Genomic DNA, 18,010 nt, shown 5'->3' on the forward strand with positions numbered 1-18,010 from the left:
TCAGGCTTCCCCGATCGCGATCCGGCGGCCCTCGCGCGCCGACTGCAGACCGGCCTCGGCCAGGCGAACGCCACGGGCACCCGACTCGAAGTCCCAGTGGAACGTCTCGCCCGCGACGACGTGCCGCAGGAACGCCTCCCACTGGACCTTGAAGCCGTTGTCGAACTCCTCGTTGTCCGGCACCTCGCTCCACTCGTCGCGGAACGACTTGCCGGTGAGCGGCAGATCCGGGTTCCACACCGGCTTCGGGGTGCCCGCCCGGTGCTGGATCTTGCAGCCGCGCAGGCCGGCGACGGCGCTGCCGTGGGTGCCGTCGACCTGGAACTCGACCAGCTCGTCCCGGTTGACCCGGACCGTCCAGGAGGAGTTGAGCTGAGCGATGATGCCGCCCTCCAGCTCGAAGATCGCGTAGGCGGCGTCGTCGGCGTCGGCCGTGTACTCGTCACCGCGCTCGTCGACCCGCTTGGTGATGTGGGTGGCCGTGGTCGCCTGGACCGTGCGGACGTTGCCGAACAGCTCCTCGAGCACGTAGTTCCAGTGCGGGAACATGTCCATCACGATGCCGCCGCCGTCGGCGAGCCGGTAGTTCCAGCTCGGCCGCTGAGCGACCTGCCAGTCGCCCTCGAAGACCCAGTAGCCGAACTCACCGCGTACCGAAAGGATCTGTCCGAAGAATCCGCCGTCGATCAGGCGCTTGAGCTTGCGGAGGCCGGGCAGGAAGAGCTTGTCCTGCACCACGCCGTTCTTGATGTTCGCGGCGGTGGCCAGCTCGGCCAGTTCCAGCGAGGCCGCCGAGCTCTCGGCCAGCGGCTTCTCGGTGTAGACGTGCTTGCCGGCGGTGATCGCCTGGCGGATCGCCTTCTCCCGCCGCGAGGTCACCTGGGCGTCGAAGTAGATCTCCACGTCCGGCCGGGCGAGCGCCGCGTCGAGATCCGTGGTCCACTCGGTGAGGCCGTGCTGGGCCGCGATGGCGGCGAGCTTGTCGGGGTCACGACCGACCAGGATCGGCTCGGGCCAGATGTGCCCGCCGCCGGCGAGCGGCACGCCACCCTGCTCACGGATGGCGAGAAGGGAGCGGACCAGATGCTGCCGGTAGCCCATCCGGCCGGTGACACCGTTGACGACGATTCCGATCGTTCTACGCGCTGCCATTCGGTATCCCTCCGGAGGTTAATAGGAAAGCGCTTTCCTGCTGCTGGCAGCGTAGGCGTACAAACTCCTTACGACAAGTCCTAGTTGATCACCACTGGCTGTCGGCCCTGCCAGAGCCGTTTCAGAGCCGTCCACCTGCTGGACTGTGGCACCTCGTCGGGTGACCGAACCGGGCCCTCGTCAGCCATGTTCACCCAACCACGTCCGTCCGGCCACGCCGTCAGCCACGTCCGTCCGGCCACGTCCGTCAGCCACGTCCGTCCGGCCACGTTCGCCCGGCCACGTCCGCCCGGCCACGTCCGTCAGCCACGTCCGTCCGGCCACGTTCGCCCGGCCACGTCCGTCAGCCGCGTGAAAGGCGGGTCCGGCAGATGTCCGGCGCGTTCCACTCGGCGAGCAGATCCGGCAGGTGCGGCGCGTGCGGGCCGGCCGACTCGATCAGCCGCGGTCGATGCCCCACGAAGGGCACGTTGCGAGGCCACCACCCTGACAGATCTTGTGAGGTTCGGGTCGAGATGACGGCCGAACCTCACAAGATCTGTCGCATTGACGGGCAGCGCGGCGGCGGCGACGGCGCGACGTGCGGCGACGGCGACGGCGACGGCGCGGCGGTGCGGCCGTCCACCCGCGCCGCAACCGCTTGACAGCGACCCGCACAGATCTTGCGCGCCTGCCATCGCCAGGCAGCGGATCTTGTGCAGCTGTCAGCGCTAGATCGCGGATCTTGTGCGGCGTTGTCGGCGGTGGCGGACCTTGTGCGGGCGTTGCTGTTTGGGCAGATCTTGTGAGGTTTCGCCCGGTAAGCAGCCGCTACTCCACAAGATCGTTCGAGGGTGGTCTCTGCGTAGACGTGGCGCGGGGAGCCTGGTGATCGCCGGGGCGGTTGTCCAGGGTGAGTGCGCTTTCGGGGTGCTGCCCTGTCCTTGTCCGCGTGGTGATCTGTGCCCGCAAACGCACCCCGAAACGCCCGTAAACGCACCGCAGGTCACCACATACGGGCGCGATCTCCGCTACGTGGTGACCCGCGCCCATATGTGCACCGCGGATCGCCACGTAAGCGCTTGTCAGGAATGGCCGGCGGGTCGAGGGTGGACGCGAGAGACGGGACGCGAGAGACGGGACGCGGGAGGCGGAACGCGAGAGACGGGCGCGGGACGCGAGAGGCGGGAGGCAGGACGCGGGAGGCAGGACGCGAGAGGCAGGACGCAGGACGCGGGAGGCAGGACGCGGGAGGCAGGACGCGGGAGGCAGGACGCGGGAGGCAGGACGCGAGAGGCAGGACGCGAGAGGCAGGACGCGAGAGGCAGGACGCGAGAGGCAGGACGCGAGAGGTCAGGGGAGTTCGGCCAGCAGGCGGGTGGCTGTGTCGGCTACGTCGGTGGGCGTCCACTGGAGAGCTTCGGCAGCCACGGTGATCTCGGTCATCGCCCAACCCGGCACGGTCGCGTCCTGCCAGTTGCCGGCGAACCAGACGCGGTCGCGCTCGGCGACGGTCAGCACGGCCGCGTTCAAGGCGTCCGCTGAATGGGGCAGCCACAGGCGGAACTGATGGGTGTGCGGTGGTTGCGGGAAGACCTTCGCTCCCGGCAGTTCGGCCAGGGATTCGGCGATCGTACGGGCGTGGCGCACATACTCCGGCAGCCGAGGCAACTCGCGGTCGAGCCCGGCCATCGCGATGAGTATCGCCGGCCACTGCTGGAACAGCGTCCCGCCGTACCGGTGGCGCCACGCGCGGGCGTACCGGGCCAGGTCCTCGGTCCCGGCGAGCACCGCCCCGCTGATGCCCTCGATCGACTTGTAGAACGAGACGTAGACGCTGTCCGCGAGCGACGCCACCTCGCGCAGTGAACGGCCCAGATGCGACGTCGACTCCCAGATCCGGGCACCGTCGAAGTGCACCCGGGCGCCGATCGCGCGGGTCGCCTTGACCGCGTCCACCAGCTCGTCCCAGCCCGGCAGCACGAATCCGGCGTCCCGCAGCGGCAACTCGAAGACGACGGTGCTCACCGGCTCGGCCAGGGCGGCGATGTCGGCGGCGGTCGGATTGCGCGGCCGATCCGTGGAGGCGATCCCGCGAAGGCCGGTGAGCTCGGCGTACGCGTGCCGCTCGTGCACCTCCTGGTGTCCGAGCGGGTGCAGGGCAGCCGCCGCGACACCGGTGCGGTCGGCGCCGTACCGTACCGCCACCTGCTGTGCCATCGTGCCGGTCGGGAAGAACACCGCAGCCTGCGTGCCGAGCAGGTCGGCCACGCGCGCCTCGAGCGCCTCGACCGGCCCGTCACCGTAGAAGTCCGGCCATCCATCCAGGTCACCGCCGGCCTCGAGGTCGGCGAGCCGGTCCCGCATGGTCTTCGGACGGACGCCGGAGAGGATCCGGTCGCAGTCGCGCATCGCAACGAGCCGGCGCAGCTTCTCATCGGGCATCTGCGGATGATCGCATGATCCTCAGTTCCTGTCGGACCCTGCCGTTACTGTGCGCGCCATGCGGAGCTTCGACGAGGACACGTTCGTCTTTCCACCGGCCTGGCACCGGCACCGCTCGCCACGCCGGGGTAGCACCGGCGTCGGCCGGTTCACGCCGGACGCGAAGGCGCGCACGGTCGTCGACGGCAGCATCGCCGACTCCGGCGGACACATCCGCATCGTCCTGGACGCTCCGAACACGGCCGAGGCGACCCGTGACGCCGGGCGACGGTGGTTGAGCGGTTCGCCCGACGCGTCTCCGCTGGGTGCCGCGGCGATCGCGGCGGCGGCCTATTCGCACCGGTGGTCCAGCGACGACTGGGTCAATCCCTGGGCCGACGTGTGGATCGGTGAGCGGGGTCTGCCGTTCGCCGCCGAGGCCGCGATCATCATGACGGCGCTGACCGTCATCGACGACAATGCTCCGAGCGGTCGTGGCCGGTGGTCCAACGGTCACCCCGGCGTGCGTCATCTGCTTCCCGGTGAGACCCGTGAGGGGTGGTGGGCCGACCCCGCCATGCAGGCGCTGCTGCGGGTGCGGCACGCGGTCGCCGCCGCCACCGAAGAGGAGTTCGCCGAGCTCACGGCTGCTCTCCGGCCCTACCGGGAGGCCGGCCTGTTCGCCCGTACCGCGGCGTCCGTTCTCGTCCCGGATCAGCGAGCGTGGTTCGAGCAGGACGTGACCGACACGGTCGCGGTGGCCGACGCCTATCTCGCGACGCTGCTGCTCGCCGGGGCCTCCACCACCGGGGACGTGCACGCGCTTCACCCGGTGGCCGCCTCGAACCTGATGACCAACTCGATGGTCCTGCTCACCACCCTGGTCGACGGTGTCGGCCCGGCCGCCGCTCCGGCGCTGTTCCGCTGGTTCGACGAGGCGTGGGACGCTGATTCGCGCAAGCGGTTGCTATCGGTGCTGACCGTGCTGCCCGGCGACGAGGTCACCGCCGGCCTGATCGAACGGGCCGACGCCAAATACGTCACACCGGCCCTGATGACGCACGCCGACCGGTTCCCGGGACGCACGCTGCGCCTGCTCGCCGAGGCGGGCGGCAAGCGCGGTGCCGCCGGTCTGCTCCGCAGTCACCTGCTCAAGCACCCTGAGCCGGCCGCACGGGTCCTGCCAGAGCTCAGCCTCGACGCCGCCGGCCGTGTCCGGAGCATCCTCGACGAGGCGTCGGCCGTCACGCCCGCCCCGCTCTCCGCGGTGCCGCCGGTGCTCGCCGACCCGTCGTGGAAACGGGCTCCCAAGCGGGCCAAACCGATCGTCGTCAGCGGCCTGACCCGCGACGAGTCGGCGTCGATGAGCTGGTTGCCGGGCGAGCTGGAACGCTGGAGCAGCTACACGCTGCCCCGCTACGCGGACGACAAGTGGGACCCCGATCTGCGTCACAAGGTCGTCCTGGCCAACCAGCTGTCGGTGCGTGAGGCGGCCTCCTACCTGCTCAACGCTCCGGATGAGCTGGCCCGCCGCACGCTGGCCGAGTGGCAACCCGAGGACACCTGGGCCGCCGAAACCTACCTCCGGCCGGTCGTCGCGCGGTTCGGCATCGACTCGCTCCCGGTGGTCCTGTCGGTGGCCCGGCGCGCGCCCGGCGACACCGCAGTGCTGGTCCGGCCGTTCGCGTCACCGGCGGTCGCGACGCTGATGGCGGACTGGCTGTCCCGGCTCAAGACGGTTCGTCAGGACGCCCTCGACTGGCTGGTACGGCACCACGACGTGACGGCCCGCGCACTGATCCCGGCGGCCCTCGGCAAGGCCGGCGTGGCGCGGCGGCAGGCCGAGACCGCGCTGCTCGCGCTCCGGGACAACGACCATGCGGAGACGGTGCGTTCGACGGCCCGGGGGTACGGCGACGAGGCCGCCACCGCCATCGAGGCCCTCCTCGCCACCGACCCGGCGGTCCTCAACCCGCCCAAGATCCCGGCTGTTCCGGCCTGGGCAGCTCTCGGGGCGCTTCGGCCGGTGCTGCTGCGCGACGGCGCCGGGTCGCTCACCGACGAGCCGGTCGCAAACCTGATCACGATGCTGGCGATGTCCAGGATGGACACGCCGTTCCCCGGGCTCGACGAGGTCCGCGCCACGTGCGACTCGGCCGCCTTCGCGTGGAGCCTGTTCGAGCAGTGGCAGGCCGCCGGAGCCGCGTCGAAGGACAACTGGGTGCTCGACGCTCTCGGGCTGCTGGGCGATGACGACACGGTTCGCCGGCTGTCGCCGCTGATCCTCGCCTGGCCCGGCGAGGGCGGGCACAACCGGGCCGTCACCGGCCTGCACGTACTGGCCCGGATCGGCACCGACATCGCCCTGATGCACCTGCACACCATCGCGCAGCGGTCGAAGTTCAGCGCTCTCAAGCACGCCGCCCAGCAGATGATGAAGGAGGTGGCCGACCGTCTCGGGCTGACCCCCGAACAGCTGGCCGACCGCCTGGTGCCCGGCTTCGGGCTGGACGGCGACGGCAGCCTGCGTCTCGACTACGGTCCCCGGCAGTTCGTGGTCGGCTTCGACGAGCAGCTGCGGCCGTTCGTGACCGACGGCGCCGGGAAACCGTTGAAGGCGCTACCCAAGCCCGGCACGCGTGACGACGTCATCCTGGCGCCGGCCGCCTACCAACGCTTCACCGGTCTGAAGAAGGATGTCCGCACGGTGGCGACCGACCTGGTCCGCCGCCTGGAGAAGGCGATGCTGACCAACCGTCGCTGGACCGGTGCCGAGTTCCGTCAACTGTTCGTCGAGCATCCCCTGCTCTGGCACATCGTCCGCCGCCTGGTCTGGGTGACGTACGAGTCGGCGGGCGCGGAGAGGCCGGCCGGGTCGTTCCGGGTCGCCGAGGACCGGTCCTTCTCCGACGTGGCCGACGATGAAATCGCCCTCACCGACGACACGGTGATCGGGCTCGCCCATCCGCTGCATCTGAGCGATGACGTCGCGGCGTGGGCGGAGGTGTTCGCCGACTACGAGATCCTCCAGCCGTTCCCGCAGCTGGGACGGCCGGTCTTCACCCTGACCGAGGCGGATGTGGACGGCAGTCGCCTGATCCGCTTCCGGGGTGCGAAGGTGCCGTCCGCCAAGCTGCTCGGCATGGAACGCCGCGGCTGGCACCGGGAGGCACCGCAGGACGCCGGCATGCAGAGCCAGATCGAACTCTCGCTCGACGACGGCCTGCGTGTGATCGTCGAGTTCGAGCCGGGCATCGCGGTCGGTGACGTCGACTTCTACCCGGAGCAGACCCTCAACGACATCTGGCTGCAGCAGGGCGTCGCCCATCGCTGGAGCCGGACCGGCCAGAGGCACATCGACCTGAACCGCCTCGACCCGGTGAGCGTCTCCGAGATCCTCCGGGACCTCACCGACCTGACCGCGTCATAGATCCCCGGCTGTGAGCCATGGCCGGACCGAAAGGCGGCTGGCGGCACGCGACGGCCGAGCCGGAAGCGGCCGGCGGTGCGCGAGGGCCGGATTGATCAGGCGGCGGGGGCGAGGTCTTCGGGGTTCTCCGGGTATCGGGCGCCCAGCTCCACGAAAACGGCCGCGTTGTAGCGGAAGGCCAGCTGAGCCTCGTCGATCAGGGTTGTGGCCTGGTCGTCGGTGAGGTCCAGGGCGTCCAGGCGCTCGCGGTACGCGATCTTGTAGGCGCGCGGGTCGGGGATCTGCTCGAAGCGGTAGAACGACGTGCCGGCCTCGCCCAACCCGTAGTGCTTGGCGAGGGTGCGGCCGATCATCTGGCCGCCGCTGAGATCGCCCAGATAGCGCACGTAGTGGTGGGCGATGAAGTGGGTGGCCGAGGTGGCCGCGAGTTCGCGGAGCCGATCGGTGTAGGCGAGGGTCGAGTCCAGGACCGTGATCGTCGACTCCCAGTCGGCCCCGTAAAGGTGCGCCAGGTCGGCCTCCAGGGCGGGAGCCCGGGTGAGCGCCGGGTCGGCGAACGCCGAGACGATCTCCGGGGCCAGCGCGGCGGCGTGCCCGGCGTGCCCAGCGGCGTGAGCGGCGGCGGATCCAACGGCCTTTCCAGGGGCCTGCCCGGCGGCCTGGACTTCGTCCGCGACGGCATCGGCGCGCATGCGGGCGGCAGCGGCCTCCAGTTCGCGATAGACGGCGAGGTACTGGGCGGTGAGCGCGGCGAACCCGGCCACCGGAACGTCACCGGCCATCAGGCGGGAGATGAAGCTCCGGGTCTCGGCCTCGCGGTGCTCGACCATGGTGGCGCGGCGCAGGCGGGTGGAGAAGTCGGTCATGTCGGCTCGTCCTTCCTGATCATCGAGTGGTGGCGCGTACGGGTCGTCACCGGCTGGCGACACGACGTCGATGTCGTACTGATCATCCTCATTGCGCGGGGGCCGGGTCCAGAGATGTGCGGTTCTTCTTCTGCCGTCGGTGGGACGAGCCGCGGCGGGTGAATCGGAAGAGCAGGTACAAGACAGCCGCGACCAGGACTCCTACCAGGGCCCACGGCCAGGCCCAGACCGCTGTGCCGCGGGTCACTCCGGTGAGTTTCTCGTCGAAGTTCGCCGGTTCCACGGTGACTTCGGCGTTGAGTCGGACGGTCGGCTGCACTCCGACGATCTTCTCGGTGACGGTCACGGAGCCGCCGGGCAGCAGTTCGGGGATCTCCAGGACGCCGGTGCGGGCCAGTTCCCAGCCGAACGGGCCGGTCACCCGCACCGCGCCGGTGCCGCTGAGACGCAGGTCGCCGGTGTTGCGGACCCGGTAGCGGACGGTCATCTCGCCGCCGGTGGCCGGGTTCACCGACTGGGTGTACTCCAGCCGTACCGTGTCGATCGTGAGTGTGGGAGCGACGGCACCCGCGACGGTGAGGTGGACGCGCGCCGCGACCCGCCGGTCCACCAGGGCCTTCTGCCCCGTGGCGTCGACCGCCTCCTCGGCGATCGAGGCGATCACTCCGCCCGCGTGGTCACCGGGGGTGGCGTCGGCCGGGACCGTGATCGAGAACGGTACGTCCAGGCAGGTGTTCGCCGGGGCCGGAAGCATGATCAGCAGAAGAACCGCGGCCAGCGTGCCTCGGACGGTCCTGTCGCTCCTTACGATGGGGCGGGCCGGCCGGGGATTGTTGCGGAATCCCCGGCCGGTTCCCTCACCCGGGGAACCCGGAGTCAGGCCTGACGGATCAGGCGAGCGTGAGAGTGAGTACGGCGCTGTACTCACCGGCCGCGCTCGACTCCGGGGATCCCGGGGTTCAGTGTGGCGCCGCAGGTCGCGCTGCCGAGGCTGCTGCCCGTTTCGGCGCTGCACAGGGTCCGGCTGGCGCCCAGACCCGCACCGGGGGCCACCGGGGCTCCCGGTGCCACCGCGTTCTTCGCGTCGGCCGCCGCGACCTGGCCGCCGGCGGCCAGGTCGGGGCCGAGGGCCCACCACGGGAGGTGTTCACCGGGGAACTGCTGAGTGATGTCTACCGGCACGGGGTCGAGGTGTTCGATCATCCGCGGACCGGGACGCCGATGGTGGTGCCCCGGCGATCTCCCGGCTGATCATCGTGGCGACCTCGCGTACGAACCGCGGTGGATCGTTGCGGTAGAGCGCGAAGGTGGCCGGCCGCAGCCCGGTCAGGATGGCGCAGACGGTCCGGCGGGTGAGCCCGGTCCGTGCCACGAGCTCCCCGAGCAGGTCGATCCGGCTGTCCGGAGCCCGGTCGTCGTAGGTCCGCTCGCCGGTCGCGGTCTGCACGGTGTACTTGCCGATCGGCACGACCAGACACGTGTCCAGTGCCGCGACGCACCGGCCGACGAGCTCGGCCGAGTCGAAGTCGGCCAGCACGACCGGGTTCTTCGGTGCCGCGGGCCGCCTGGCAGCGGCCCGGCGGCCGTCGGTGATCTCGCCCGTCTCGCCCTCGGCCTGCAGCGCGGCCACGAACGCCGAGTACGACTCGTCGGCCACCACGGTCAGCTCGTTGACGCCGTCCACCCGCTCGCCGCGCTGGTCGACCGCGAGCCGCAGGCCCCGGCCCACCTCCTGGCGCCGGGAGACGGTGTTGTCGCTGCTCTTGAGCATGCCCATGACGAAGACGTTCGGGTTGTCCCAGCCCTCGCGCAGCGCCGAGTGCGAGAACACGAACCGGACCGGCTCGTCCATCGACAGCAGGCGCTCCCGATCGCGCAGGATGAGGTGATAGGCGTCCACATCGGAGGCGTCGCCGTCGACCATGCGCCCGGTGCGCCGGTCGATCGCGAAGTAGCCCTGGTGGGTGCGCTCGACACTGATGCCGTCGAGGTACCGCCGGTAGGGACCGTCCGGAACGCCCGCGGTCAGGGCGCGGTATTCCTCCACGAACATCCGGGCGTAGTCACCGAGCTGGTCGGCGCGTGCATAGTCCCGGTAGCGGACCACCTGGTCGATGAAGAGCAGGGACAGCACCTTGACGCCGCGGGCGTGCAGTTCGCGTTCCCGGCCCAGGTGGGCGCGGATCACCTCACGAATCTGCACACGCCGCTTCGCCGGGCCGGGCTCGCCCTCGACACCCACCACGGCGATGCGTTTGACCAGCTCACGCCGGTGGGCGTCGAGCGCGTCGAGCCTGTGCACGAGGTCGTGCCGGACCCGGTGGGTCGCCGAGTAGCGCAGCACCATGAGCGGGCGGAACCGGCTCAGCGACTCCAGGGAGCGGGCCGATCCGATTCGCTGCGGTTCGTCGATCACGACGATCGGCCGGGACGCGCTGATCACGTCGATCGGCCGCCGTGACCCGAATCCGTCCAGCTCCTCGTAGATGCGGCGGTTCTCGCGGGCGGCCGAGTTGAACGCCTGCAGATTGATGATCATCACCTGGACTCCGGCGCCGGTGCGGAACCGTTCCAGCTCGTGCAGGCGGGTCGAGTCGTAGGTGAACGGGCGCGGGCATGTCCCGTACGTCTGCCGGAAGTGCCCGGCGGTGATCTCGAACGCCTTGCGCACCCCCTCGCGGATCGCCACGCCCGGCACCACCACGATGAACCGGGACCAGCCGTGTCTCCGGTGCAACTCCATGATCGTCTTGATGTAGACGTACGTCTTCCCGGTGCCCGTCTCCATCTCGACGTCCAGATTGGGCGCGTCCGGGGCCGCGTCGCTGCACGCGAGCGCACCGGACTGCGGCAGGCCGGCCCGCTCCTGCACGGCCCGCACGTTCGCCAGCAGCCGCGACGGGTCCAGTTCCAGCTCGGCGTTGCGGGTGTCCGGCCGCCGGTACGGCTGCCCGGCGAAACAGTCGGCGACCGCGTGCACCGCCTCGGTCTGGAACTCCTGCACCCGGAACTGGAGCCGCACCTACCCGACAGCCTTCACGTCGGTTGACGGCGACAGCTCGGCGAAGATCCGGTCGGTGTTGATCCGGGTCGCGTCGTCGGCGAAGGCGGACTCCCGGAAGACCGCACGTCGTGGCCGCCGCGCGGCGATCTCCCGTACCAGCGCCGGGGTGATCGTCTCGTCGAAGCAGGCGACCAGCTCGTCCGCACCCACGACGAACAGCCCGCCGTCGGACGAGATCGGCAGGCCCGGATCGAGGCCCGCGTCCAGGATCGCCTGAAACAGCAGGTCCTCACCGGTCCGGTCCGGTTCGACCCGGTCGGCGTAGGCGGTCAGCGCGGCCTGGTCGAGATCGCCGGGCGGCACCCGGGCGTCGGTCAGATTGGGCGAGTCCAGCCTCAGCACCCGGAACCCCAGGTCACCCGAGACGCCCGACGCCTCCAGCTCGGCGGCCACGTTGCGGACCCGGGTCAGGCCGATCTCGAAGATCGACCTGAGGCCGTGCTCGGCGACCGGCAACGGCTCGGGGATCTGGACGCTGACGAACCGCCGGTTGCCACCGTCCGCGGCGTTCTGCGTCAGCACGGCATGGGCGGTGGTCGCGCTGCCGCCGAAGAAGTCCAGCACGACGTCCCCGTCGCCGGGGCGGCCGGCCAGCTGAAGGATCCGCTGCAGGAGTTCGACCGGTTTGACGGAGTTGAGGACGTTCGCGGTGTGCTCGAACGGCACGTACCGCAACAGACTCCGCTTGGCGTCCTGGGTGTGCCCCACCTCGCGATACGACCAGAGCGTCTGCGGAGTACGCCCGGCCGACACCTCGGAGAGGAAGCGCTTGACCGCGGGCGCGTTGTCGCCACCCGAGCCCCACCAGATCCGGCCGTCCGCGTTCAGCTCGTCGAACCGCTGCTTCGAGATCCGCCAGTAGCTGCCGCGCGGCGGTCCGTCGATGACCCGGCCGGACGGCGTGGTGATCGGGTAGACGCCGGCGTCGTACCGGTTGCGGGCCGACATGTTCTCCGGCTTCCACGGCCCGCGCGGGTCGCCGTCGGGGTTGCGGTAACGCGCCTCCATCTCCTCGGTGCGGGCCAGTGGCTGCGGTTGCCAGCGGTCCTTGTTCCGGGCGAAGACCAGGATGTAGTCATGATCCTCGGAGAACCAGCGCGCGGAGTTCTTCGGCGCGTAGACCTTCTGCCAGATGATCTGCGCGACGAAGTTGCGCTCACCGAAGATCTCCGCGCAGATCTTCCGCAGGTTGTCGATCTCATGATCGTCGATCGATATGAAGATGACACCGTCGTCGGTGAGCAGGTCCCGGGCGAGCAGCAGCCGCGGATACATCATGCTCAGCCAGTCCGAGTGGAACCGTCCGCCGGTCTCCGGATTCGCCACCAGCGGCACCCGGTTCGCGTCGACCTGCCCCGACCGCGCCAGATAACCCGCCCGCGTCTGCGAGAAGTCGTCGTCATAGAGGAAGTCGTTGCCGGTGTTGTACGGCGGATCGATGTAGACCACCTTGATCCGCCCGAGGAACGACTCCTGCAGCAGCTTGAGCACGTCGAGGTTGTCACCCTCGATCAACAGGTTCCCGGTGCGGTCGAAATCACGCGACTGCTCCCGCGACGGCCGCAACGCTCCCACGGCCGGCTCCCGCGCCACCCGCTGCGCCCGGCGCTTGCCCGGCCACTCCAGCCGGTAACGCTCCCGGACGTCCTCACCGGCATCACCACCCAGCCGCTGCCGGAGCAGGTCGAAGTCGACGACCCGGGTCAGGCGGCCGGACGCGTCGGCGACCTCGGTGACGACCGCCGGAAACAACTCGGCCAGCCGGTCGACGTCACGCATCGCCGGATCGGGGCGCGTCAGCTTGTCCACGGGCCGTCCTAGGTGGTCTCTACACGTCCTAGGTGTTGGAAACCCGTACCCTACCGGCACTCGACGACAAAAGCCCCTTTCCCGCAACTGAAAGGCCTTAAAACCCTTTTTCGGTACGGCTACGAGGAGCCCCCGGGCTCCGGAGCGACGCAGGTGAGACTCACGGCCCCAGCGCCACCGCCGGGGCTGACGGCGGTGGTCACCGAGAAACCTCAGCCGTGCGACGCCCGCAAGGTCATCGCGCCGCGGATCAGCGCGCCGATCGCGTACCCGAGCAGCAGCACGCCCACCCCCGCGCCGACCACCGTGCCCGGCGGCACCGACGACATCGCGCCGGCGATCAGACCGGCCAGCGCGGCCAGGCAGACGAGGATGGCCAGAATCCGCAGCGCCGGATCGCGCAGCACCGGCGCGAGCGGCCAGAAGTGCACGCCGACGACCGCGCCGACGAGCACCGGGATGTACGCCGACCGGCCGGTCACCGCGAGCAGCACCGCACCGAAGCCGGCCGCCGCGAGCTCACCCGCGAAGATCACGAGGTATTTCCGGTCGGCTGCCGCGTCCCGCCCCAGCGGGCCCTCGATGCGGCCACGGATCACGAGCGCACCACCGGCACCCGCTGTCATGAGCGCCGCGATACTGGCCGCCACCAGCACCGCACCGAACGGCGGCTCCGCCACCGGCACGCTGAGCCAGATCGTTGCAAAGATTCCGAGGTAGAGCGCCGTCAGTCCGGCCCGCCGCCGGGCGTCCGCCAATGCCGCCACCAGTGCACTCCTTCCACAGCCCCCGTAGTGACCGCTCCGAGAGCGGCCCAGAGATTATTACGAATGGTTACGGCCCGCGAGTGCCCGCGGTTGCGGTCGTCTCGTACCTGACACTCTGTGATGGATTGACCGCACCGAAAGTAGTGACGGACAGTGGTCGGGTGAAGAGAGCCATGGCCGCGCTGACCTTGGCGGCGTTCACCACTCTCGTCATCGACGTGCTCGGCGACGGCCGGTCACCGTGGTCGCTGCCACCGGCCGCCGCCTTCGTGCTGCTGGCCACCTTCGGGTATGGCTGGGCCTCACAGAATCGGCGGCTGCGATACGCGTACATCGGGATGCTGTTGTTGCTCGGTGTCGGGGTCTTCGCGTTCTCCGCCGCCTCGGTCGGCGCCACCCTGATGCTGGTCGTCCTGGCGATCCGCGCCACCCTCCTGCTGCCACTACCGGCCGTCGCCGCGGTCGTGCTGCCGTTGCCACTGCTGCACGCGGGCATGGAAGTCGACGAGGGCCTGCGCGAAGGGGTCGCGCTGTTCGCGGCGGCCGGGTTCGCGGTCGTCATCACCAAGGTGCTGATGCGCGAACAGCAGGCCCGCGCCGAACTGGCCCGGGCCCACCAGCGGCTGCGCGAGTACGCCGCCCAGGCCGAGACCCTCGCCGCCGCGCAGGAGCGCAACCGCGTCGCCCGGGACATCCACGACGGGCTCGGGCACGCGCTCACCGTGGTGCAGATGCAGATCAAGGCCGCCCGCGCGGTCCTCGCCCCGGACCCGGCCCGCGCCGACACGATGCTGGTCAAGGCACAGGACCAGGCCGAGGAGGCGCTGCGCGAGGTGCGTCGATCGGTCAGCGCGCTACGCGAGAGCCGGCCACCGCTGCCGGAGGCCTTGCGGGCGCTCGCCGAGGACGCGGGTGTGCCCACCGAGGTCGACGTCAGCGGAAACGTCCGTACCCTGCTCGCCGACGCCGAGGAGGCCCTGTTCCGGGCCGCCCAGGAGGGCCTGACGAACGTCCGCCGGCACGCCCGGGCCAGCCGGGCCGTGGTGGTCCTCGACTACACCGATCCGTCGGCGGTCCGTCTCGAGGTACGCGACGACGGCTCCTTCTCCGAACCCGGCGCCGACTCCGGGTACGGCCTGCTCGGGCTGCGGGAACGCGCCGCCGGACTGGGCGGGACCCTGAGTCTCACCCCGGCGCCCGGCGGCGGATCCACCCTGCTCATGGAGGTTCCAGGATGACCGTACGGGTGCTGCTCGTCGACGACCAGGCGCTGTTCCGGGAGGCGCTCGCGGTGCTGCTCGGCGTGCACGACGACATCGAGGTGGTCGGTGAGGCGGCCGACGGCGACGAGGCGCTGCGCCGGGTCGCGGAACTGCGGCCGGACGTCGTGCTGATGGACCTGCGGATGCCGGTGCTCGACGGGATCGCGGCCACCCGGCGGATCCGCGTCGACCACCCCGGCACCCGGGTGATCGCGCTGACCACGTTCGACGACGATGACGACGTGTTCGCGGCCCTGCGTGCCGGGGCGGTCGGCTACCTGCTCAAGGACGTGTCGTCGGAACGGCTGCTGGAGGCGGTGCGCGCGGCCGTACGCGACGAGTCGGTCCTGCATCCGTCGGTGGCCGCCAAGGTCGTCGCCCGGTTCGCCGCACTGCCCGACCCGGCCGCCCCCGCGCAGCCGCAACCGCTGGTGGATCCGCTGTCCGAACGGGAACACGAGGTCCTCGACCTGCTGGCCCGCGGCCGCAGCAACCGCGAGATCGCCGCGGCGCTGTTCCTGGCCGAGGGCACCGTGAAGAACCACGTCACGAACGTGCTGGTCAAACTGGGCGTCCGGGACCGCACCCAGGCGGCGCTCCGGGCGCGGGCCCTGGGCCTGCTCATGCCACGCCATGACCCTCCGGCATGACCTTCGGCACCCGACTTCACGCCGTGCGGCCGGGACCATCGTCGGCATGCTTCGATTCCTCGGTCACTACCTGGAAATGGTCGTCGCGATGTTCGTCGGCATGTTCGCGCTCGGCCCCGTCTGGTCCCTGGCGCTGCCCGGCCTGCACGACCGCCCGGACGCGCACGCCATGGTGATGGCCACGAACATGGCGATCGGCATGGCGCTGTGGATGTGGTTCCGCAAGCACGCGTGGGCCCACATCATCGAGATGTGCGCCGCCATGTACGTCCCGTTCGTGGTGCTGCTGGTCCCCTACTGGCTGGACCTGATCTCCGGCGACACGATGATGACCGCCGGCCACATCCTGATGTTCCCGGCCATGCTGGTCCCGATGCTCCGCCACCGCCACCGGGACCCGCACTGACCCGCCCTATTCGCGGGGCTGGGGGGTCAGGCGGCGCCACAGCCAGGACGGAAAGACGGACAGGCCGGAGCCGAAGGCGCTCTGCAGGAACAGGTCGGTGCCGATGCCGACGCTGCCGGGGGCGCGGCGCAGCACGTGCAGCATGTGCTTGGCGGCACCGCGGCGGCCGGTCAGTTTGAGGGCCACGCCGAGGGCCAGTTCGGCGCGCAGCGTGTTGGGGTGGGTGTCGCCGAGGGCGGCGCGGAAGCCGTGGAAGGCCTGCTCGAAGTGTTCCGCCGCGTCCTCGTTACGCCGCGAACGGGCGGCCGTGAAACCGAACATCAGCTCGGCGCGGAAGCGGGCCGGATGAACCGTTGCGAACCGGTCGCGCACGTCGTCGCGTACCGCATCGAGCTTCTGCCGGGCTTCGCCCGGTTTTCCCAGCGCGGTCAGCGCCTCGGCGTGGGCGACCGCCAGGGCGAGGGTCAGACTGTGCCGGGGACCGTGACTTCCGGCATAGCGTTCGCGGAGTCGATGCAGCTCACGAGCGGTCTCTGCCCAGATCGGCCGGTCCTGTCCGGGGTCGGCCGGAGGCGGGGTGAGCCGGGCGTCGATCAGCACGCGGACGGCCTCGGCCACGGTTACGTGATCGTTGAGGCTCGGGTAGGCGTGTGCCGCGACGACCGCCACGGCCCGTCGCCGGGCGGCCGGGTGGGCGTCGTCCTCGATCTCGTTGCGGGCCAGTTCCAGCTGTGCGAGCTGTACCTGGTCGAACACCGCCTGCCGGATGCCGAGCCGGTCGATCAGCTCGGTCAGGCCCTGCCGTGCCTCGTCGTGCCGCCCGCGCAGCCGCCGTGACCGCAGGTACGGCAGCGCCGTGCCGTTCGCCGAGGTCAGCAGCGTCCACAGGTGGTCGGCGCGGCCGGTCTCGCCGAGCTCGTCGAGGACCTCGGCGAGCAGCAGCCGGGCCCGGTGCCGCAGCGCCGGGTCGGTGGCGAGCGGTACCGCGCGTTCGGCGCAGTCCCGCGCCTCCTCCGCTTCGCCGCAGACGCGCATGGTCTCGGCGGCGTCGACGAGCACGGCAGGGTCGTCGAAGTGCCGTTCGGCGAGTGCCCGGTGGTGCGGCAGGGTCAGGAGAGGTTCGCGCAGCGTGGTGACCCGCCGGTGCAGCCGGTCCACAATGGCCGCCGGCAGGTCGGGGCGTCCGGCGAGCCGGGCCGCGTGGCGGTTGACCAGGAACGACTCGGCCGGGTCGGACCACGGATGGTCGATGACCGCGTCGGCGAGCCGCCGGGCCAGGGCGGTCCAGTCGACCGGCGGAAGGTGCTGCCGGGCCGCGTCACGGACCAGCGACGGCACCTGCCAGGCGCCGTCGACCGGGTTGGCGAGCAGTTCGCGGTGCAGCTCCTCGATCGCCTCCTCGGCGCCGGGCCGGCCGAGGAGCAGGCGGAGCATTCCCGGGGGCAGGGCGGCCGGTGAGCTGAGCGCGGAGAACCGCAGCACCCGGCACGCCGTCTCGCCGAGGCCGTCGAAACGGTCACGCAGCAGCATGGTCAGCGGTGAATCAGCGGTCGCGAGGCGGTCGGCCAGGTCGGCGGGGCTGTGCTTGCGCAGCGCGAGGGTGGCCAGGCGCAGCGCCAGCGGATGGCCGCCGACCAGCTCGGCGATGTCCGTACCGGCGTCGGCACCGAGGATCCCGGTCGCGTCGTCGCCGGTCATCGGGCCGATCTCGAGCACCGGCGCCGGGACTCCGGGCACACCCCGGCTGGTGATCAGCACGGTACGGAGACGACGCCCCGCCGGACGCACGCTGAGCCAGTCGACCAGGTCGTCGGTGTGCCCGCCGGGAATGTCGTCGACGATCAGCAGGCTCGGTCCGGGCTCGGCGGCGACCTGCTCCGCGAAGACCTCGACGACATCGGCGACCTGTGGGTTCCCCATCCGGGCACGGAGTCCCGCGGCCAGGGTGGCGGCCATCTCGCCCGGGTCGGCGCTGCTGCCGGACAGGCTCACCGACCAGACTCCGCCCGGATGGGCGCCGCCGTCCGCCGCGTACGCGGCGGCGAGCGCCGACTTGCCGATCCCCGGAGGACCGGTCAGTACGCACACCCCGCTCTCGGTGAGCGCGGTCCGCAGCTCCCGCAGTTCGGTTCGGCGTCCGATGAACACGCGCAGGAAGATACCGAGCACCCGGCCGATGTGCTCGGGCGGCGCTCGGAGTT

At 70.9% G+C, this 18,010-nt stretch carries 14 protein-coding genes; 5 read left to right on the forward strand and 9 right to left on the reverse strand.

Annotated elements, in window-relative coordinates; all coding sequences use genetic code 11:
• Positions 1-1,152, reverse strand: a complete 1,152-nt coding sequence (locus CLV67_RS21075; RefSeq protein WP_106320953.1) for a Gfo/Idh/MocA family protein — start codon at positions 1,150-1,152, stop codon at positions 1-3.
• Positions 1,153-1,667: 515 nt separating this feature from the next.
• On the opposite strand from CLV67_RS21075, the gene CLV67_RS54270 reads away from it, so the two are divergent.
• A complete protein-coding gene (locus CLV67_RS54270) occupies positions 1,668-1,796 on the forward strand; it encodes a hypothetical protein (RefSeq protein WP_275414933.1) in 129 nt (42 codons plus the stop codon).
• Positions 1,797-2,484: 688 nt separating this feature from the next.
• Here CLV67_RS54270 and CLV67_RS21090 read toward each other — a convergent pair.
• The gene (locus CLV67_RS21090) at positions 2,485-3,576 is read right to left on the reverse strand and encodes a threonine aldolase family protein (protein WP_106320957.1); all 1,092 of its coding nucleotides are present in this window, start codon (positions 3,574-3,576) and stop codon (positions 2,485-2,487) included.
• Positions 3,577-3,634: 58 nt separating this feature from the next.
• Between CLV67_RS21090 and CLV67_RS21095 the strand changes: the two genes are divergently transcribed.
• Positions 3,635-6,985 (forward strand): DUF4132 domain-containing protein, encoded by a 3,351-nt coding sequence (locus tag CLV67_RS21095; protein WP_106321342.1) that lies wholly within the window; start codon positions 3,635-3,637, stop codon positions 6,983-6,985.
• Between the two features lie 95 nt (positions 6,986-7,080).
• On the opposite strand, the gene CLV67_RS21100 is transcribed toward CLV67_RS21095, so the two are convergent.
• The 6 genes from CLV67_RS21100 to CLV67_RS21125 all read right to left on the reverse strand — a co-directional run bounded on the left by CLV67_RS21100 (position 7,081) and on the right by CLV67_RS21125 (position 13,491).
• A complete protein-coding gene (locus CLV67_RS21100; protein WP_106320959.1) occupies positions 7,081-7,851 on the reverse strand; it encodes a biliverdin-producing heme oxygenase in 771 nt (256 codons plus the stop codon).
• 88 nt (positions 7,852-7,939) lie between these two features.
• Complete coding sequence (locus CLV67_RS21105) at positions 7,940-8,605, reverse strand: COG1470 family protein (RefSeq protein WP_106320961.1); 666 nt, start codon at positions 8,603-8,605, stop codon at positions 7,940-7,942.
• Positions 8,606-8,775: 170 nt separating this feature from the next.
• Positions 8,776-9,033 carry a hypothetical protein gene (locus tag CLV67_RS52720; protein WP_203737505.1) on the reverse strand — a complete coding sequence of 86 codons (258 nt, stop codon included), beginning with the start codon at positions 9,031-9,033 and terminating at the stop codon, positions 8,776-8,778.
• The gene (locus CLV67_RS21115) at positions 8,999-10,873 is read right to left on the reverse strand and encodes a DEAD/DEAH box helicase family protein (protein WP_106320963.1); all 1,875 of its coding nucleotides are present in this window, start codon (positions 10,871-10,873) and stop codon (positions 8,999-9,001) included. Before CLV67_RS21115 ends, CLV67_RS52720 begins: the two co-directional genes overlap by 35 nt.
• Entirely contained in the window at positions 10,874-12,724 is a 1,851-nt protein-coding gene (locus CLV67_RS21120; RefSeq protein WP_239166698.1) for a site-specific DNA-methyltransferase, read from the reverse strand. It lies immediately after the preceding gene.
• A gap of 212 nt (positions 12,725-12,936) precedes the next feature.
• Positions 12,937-13,491: a hypothetical protein gene (locus CLV67_RS21125; protein ID WP_146169242.1), complete on the reverse strand. Its 555-nt coding sequence runs from the start codon at positions 13,489-13,491 to the stop codon at positions 12,937-12,939.
• A gap of 161 nt (positions 13,492-13,652) precedes the next feature.
• On the opposite strand from CLV67_RS21125, the gene CLV67_RS21130 reads away from it, so the two are divergent.
• Genes CLV67_RS21130 through CLV67_RS21140 form a run of 3 tightly spaced genes read left to right on the forward strand, consistent with a single transcriptional unit; the run spans position 13,653 to position 15,809 of the window.
• On the forward strand, positions 13,653-14,729 hold the full coding sequence (locus CLV67_RS21130; protein WP_203737504.1) for a sensor histidine kinase: 1,077 nt from the start codon (positions 13,653-13,655) through the stop codon (positions 14,727-14,729).
• Positions 14,726-15,403, forward strand: a complete 678-nt coding sequence (locus tag CLV67_RS21135) for a response regulator transcription factor (protein WP_106320968.1) — start codon at positions 14,726-14,728, stop codon at positions 15,401-15,403. Before CLV67_RS21130 ends, CLV67_RS21135 begins: the two co-directional genes overlap by 4 nt.
• A 46-nt stretch (positions 15,404-15,449) precedes the next feature.
• On the forward strand, positions 15,450-15,809 hold the full coding sequence (locus CLV67_RS21140) for a hypothetical protein (RefSeq protein ID WP_106320970.1): 360 nt from the start codon (positions 15,450-15,452) through the stop codon (positions 15,807-15,809).
• A 6-nt stretch (positions 15,810-15,815) separates the two neighbouring features.
• Here CLV67_RS21140 and CLV67_RS21145 read toward each other — a convergent pair whose 3' ends face one another.
• A complete protein-coding gene (locus CLV67_RS21145) occupies positions 15,816-17,957 on the reverse strand; it encodes a tetratricopeptide repeat protein (RefSeq protein ID WP_146169243.1) in 2,142 nt (713 codons plus the stop codon).
• Positions 17,958-18,010: the final 53 nt, after the last annotated feature.

This window comes from Actinoplanes italicus, from assembly GCF_003001815.1.
Lineage (GTDB): Bacteria > Actinomycetota > Actinomycetes > Mycobacteriales > Micromonosporaceae > Actinoplanes > Actinoplanes italicus.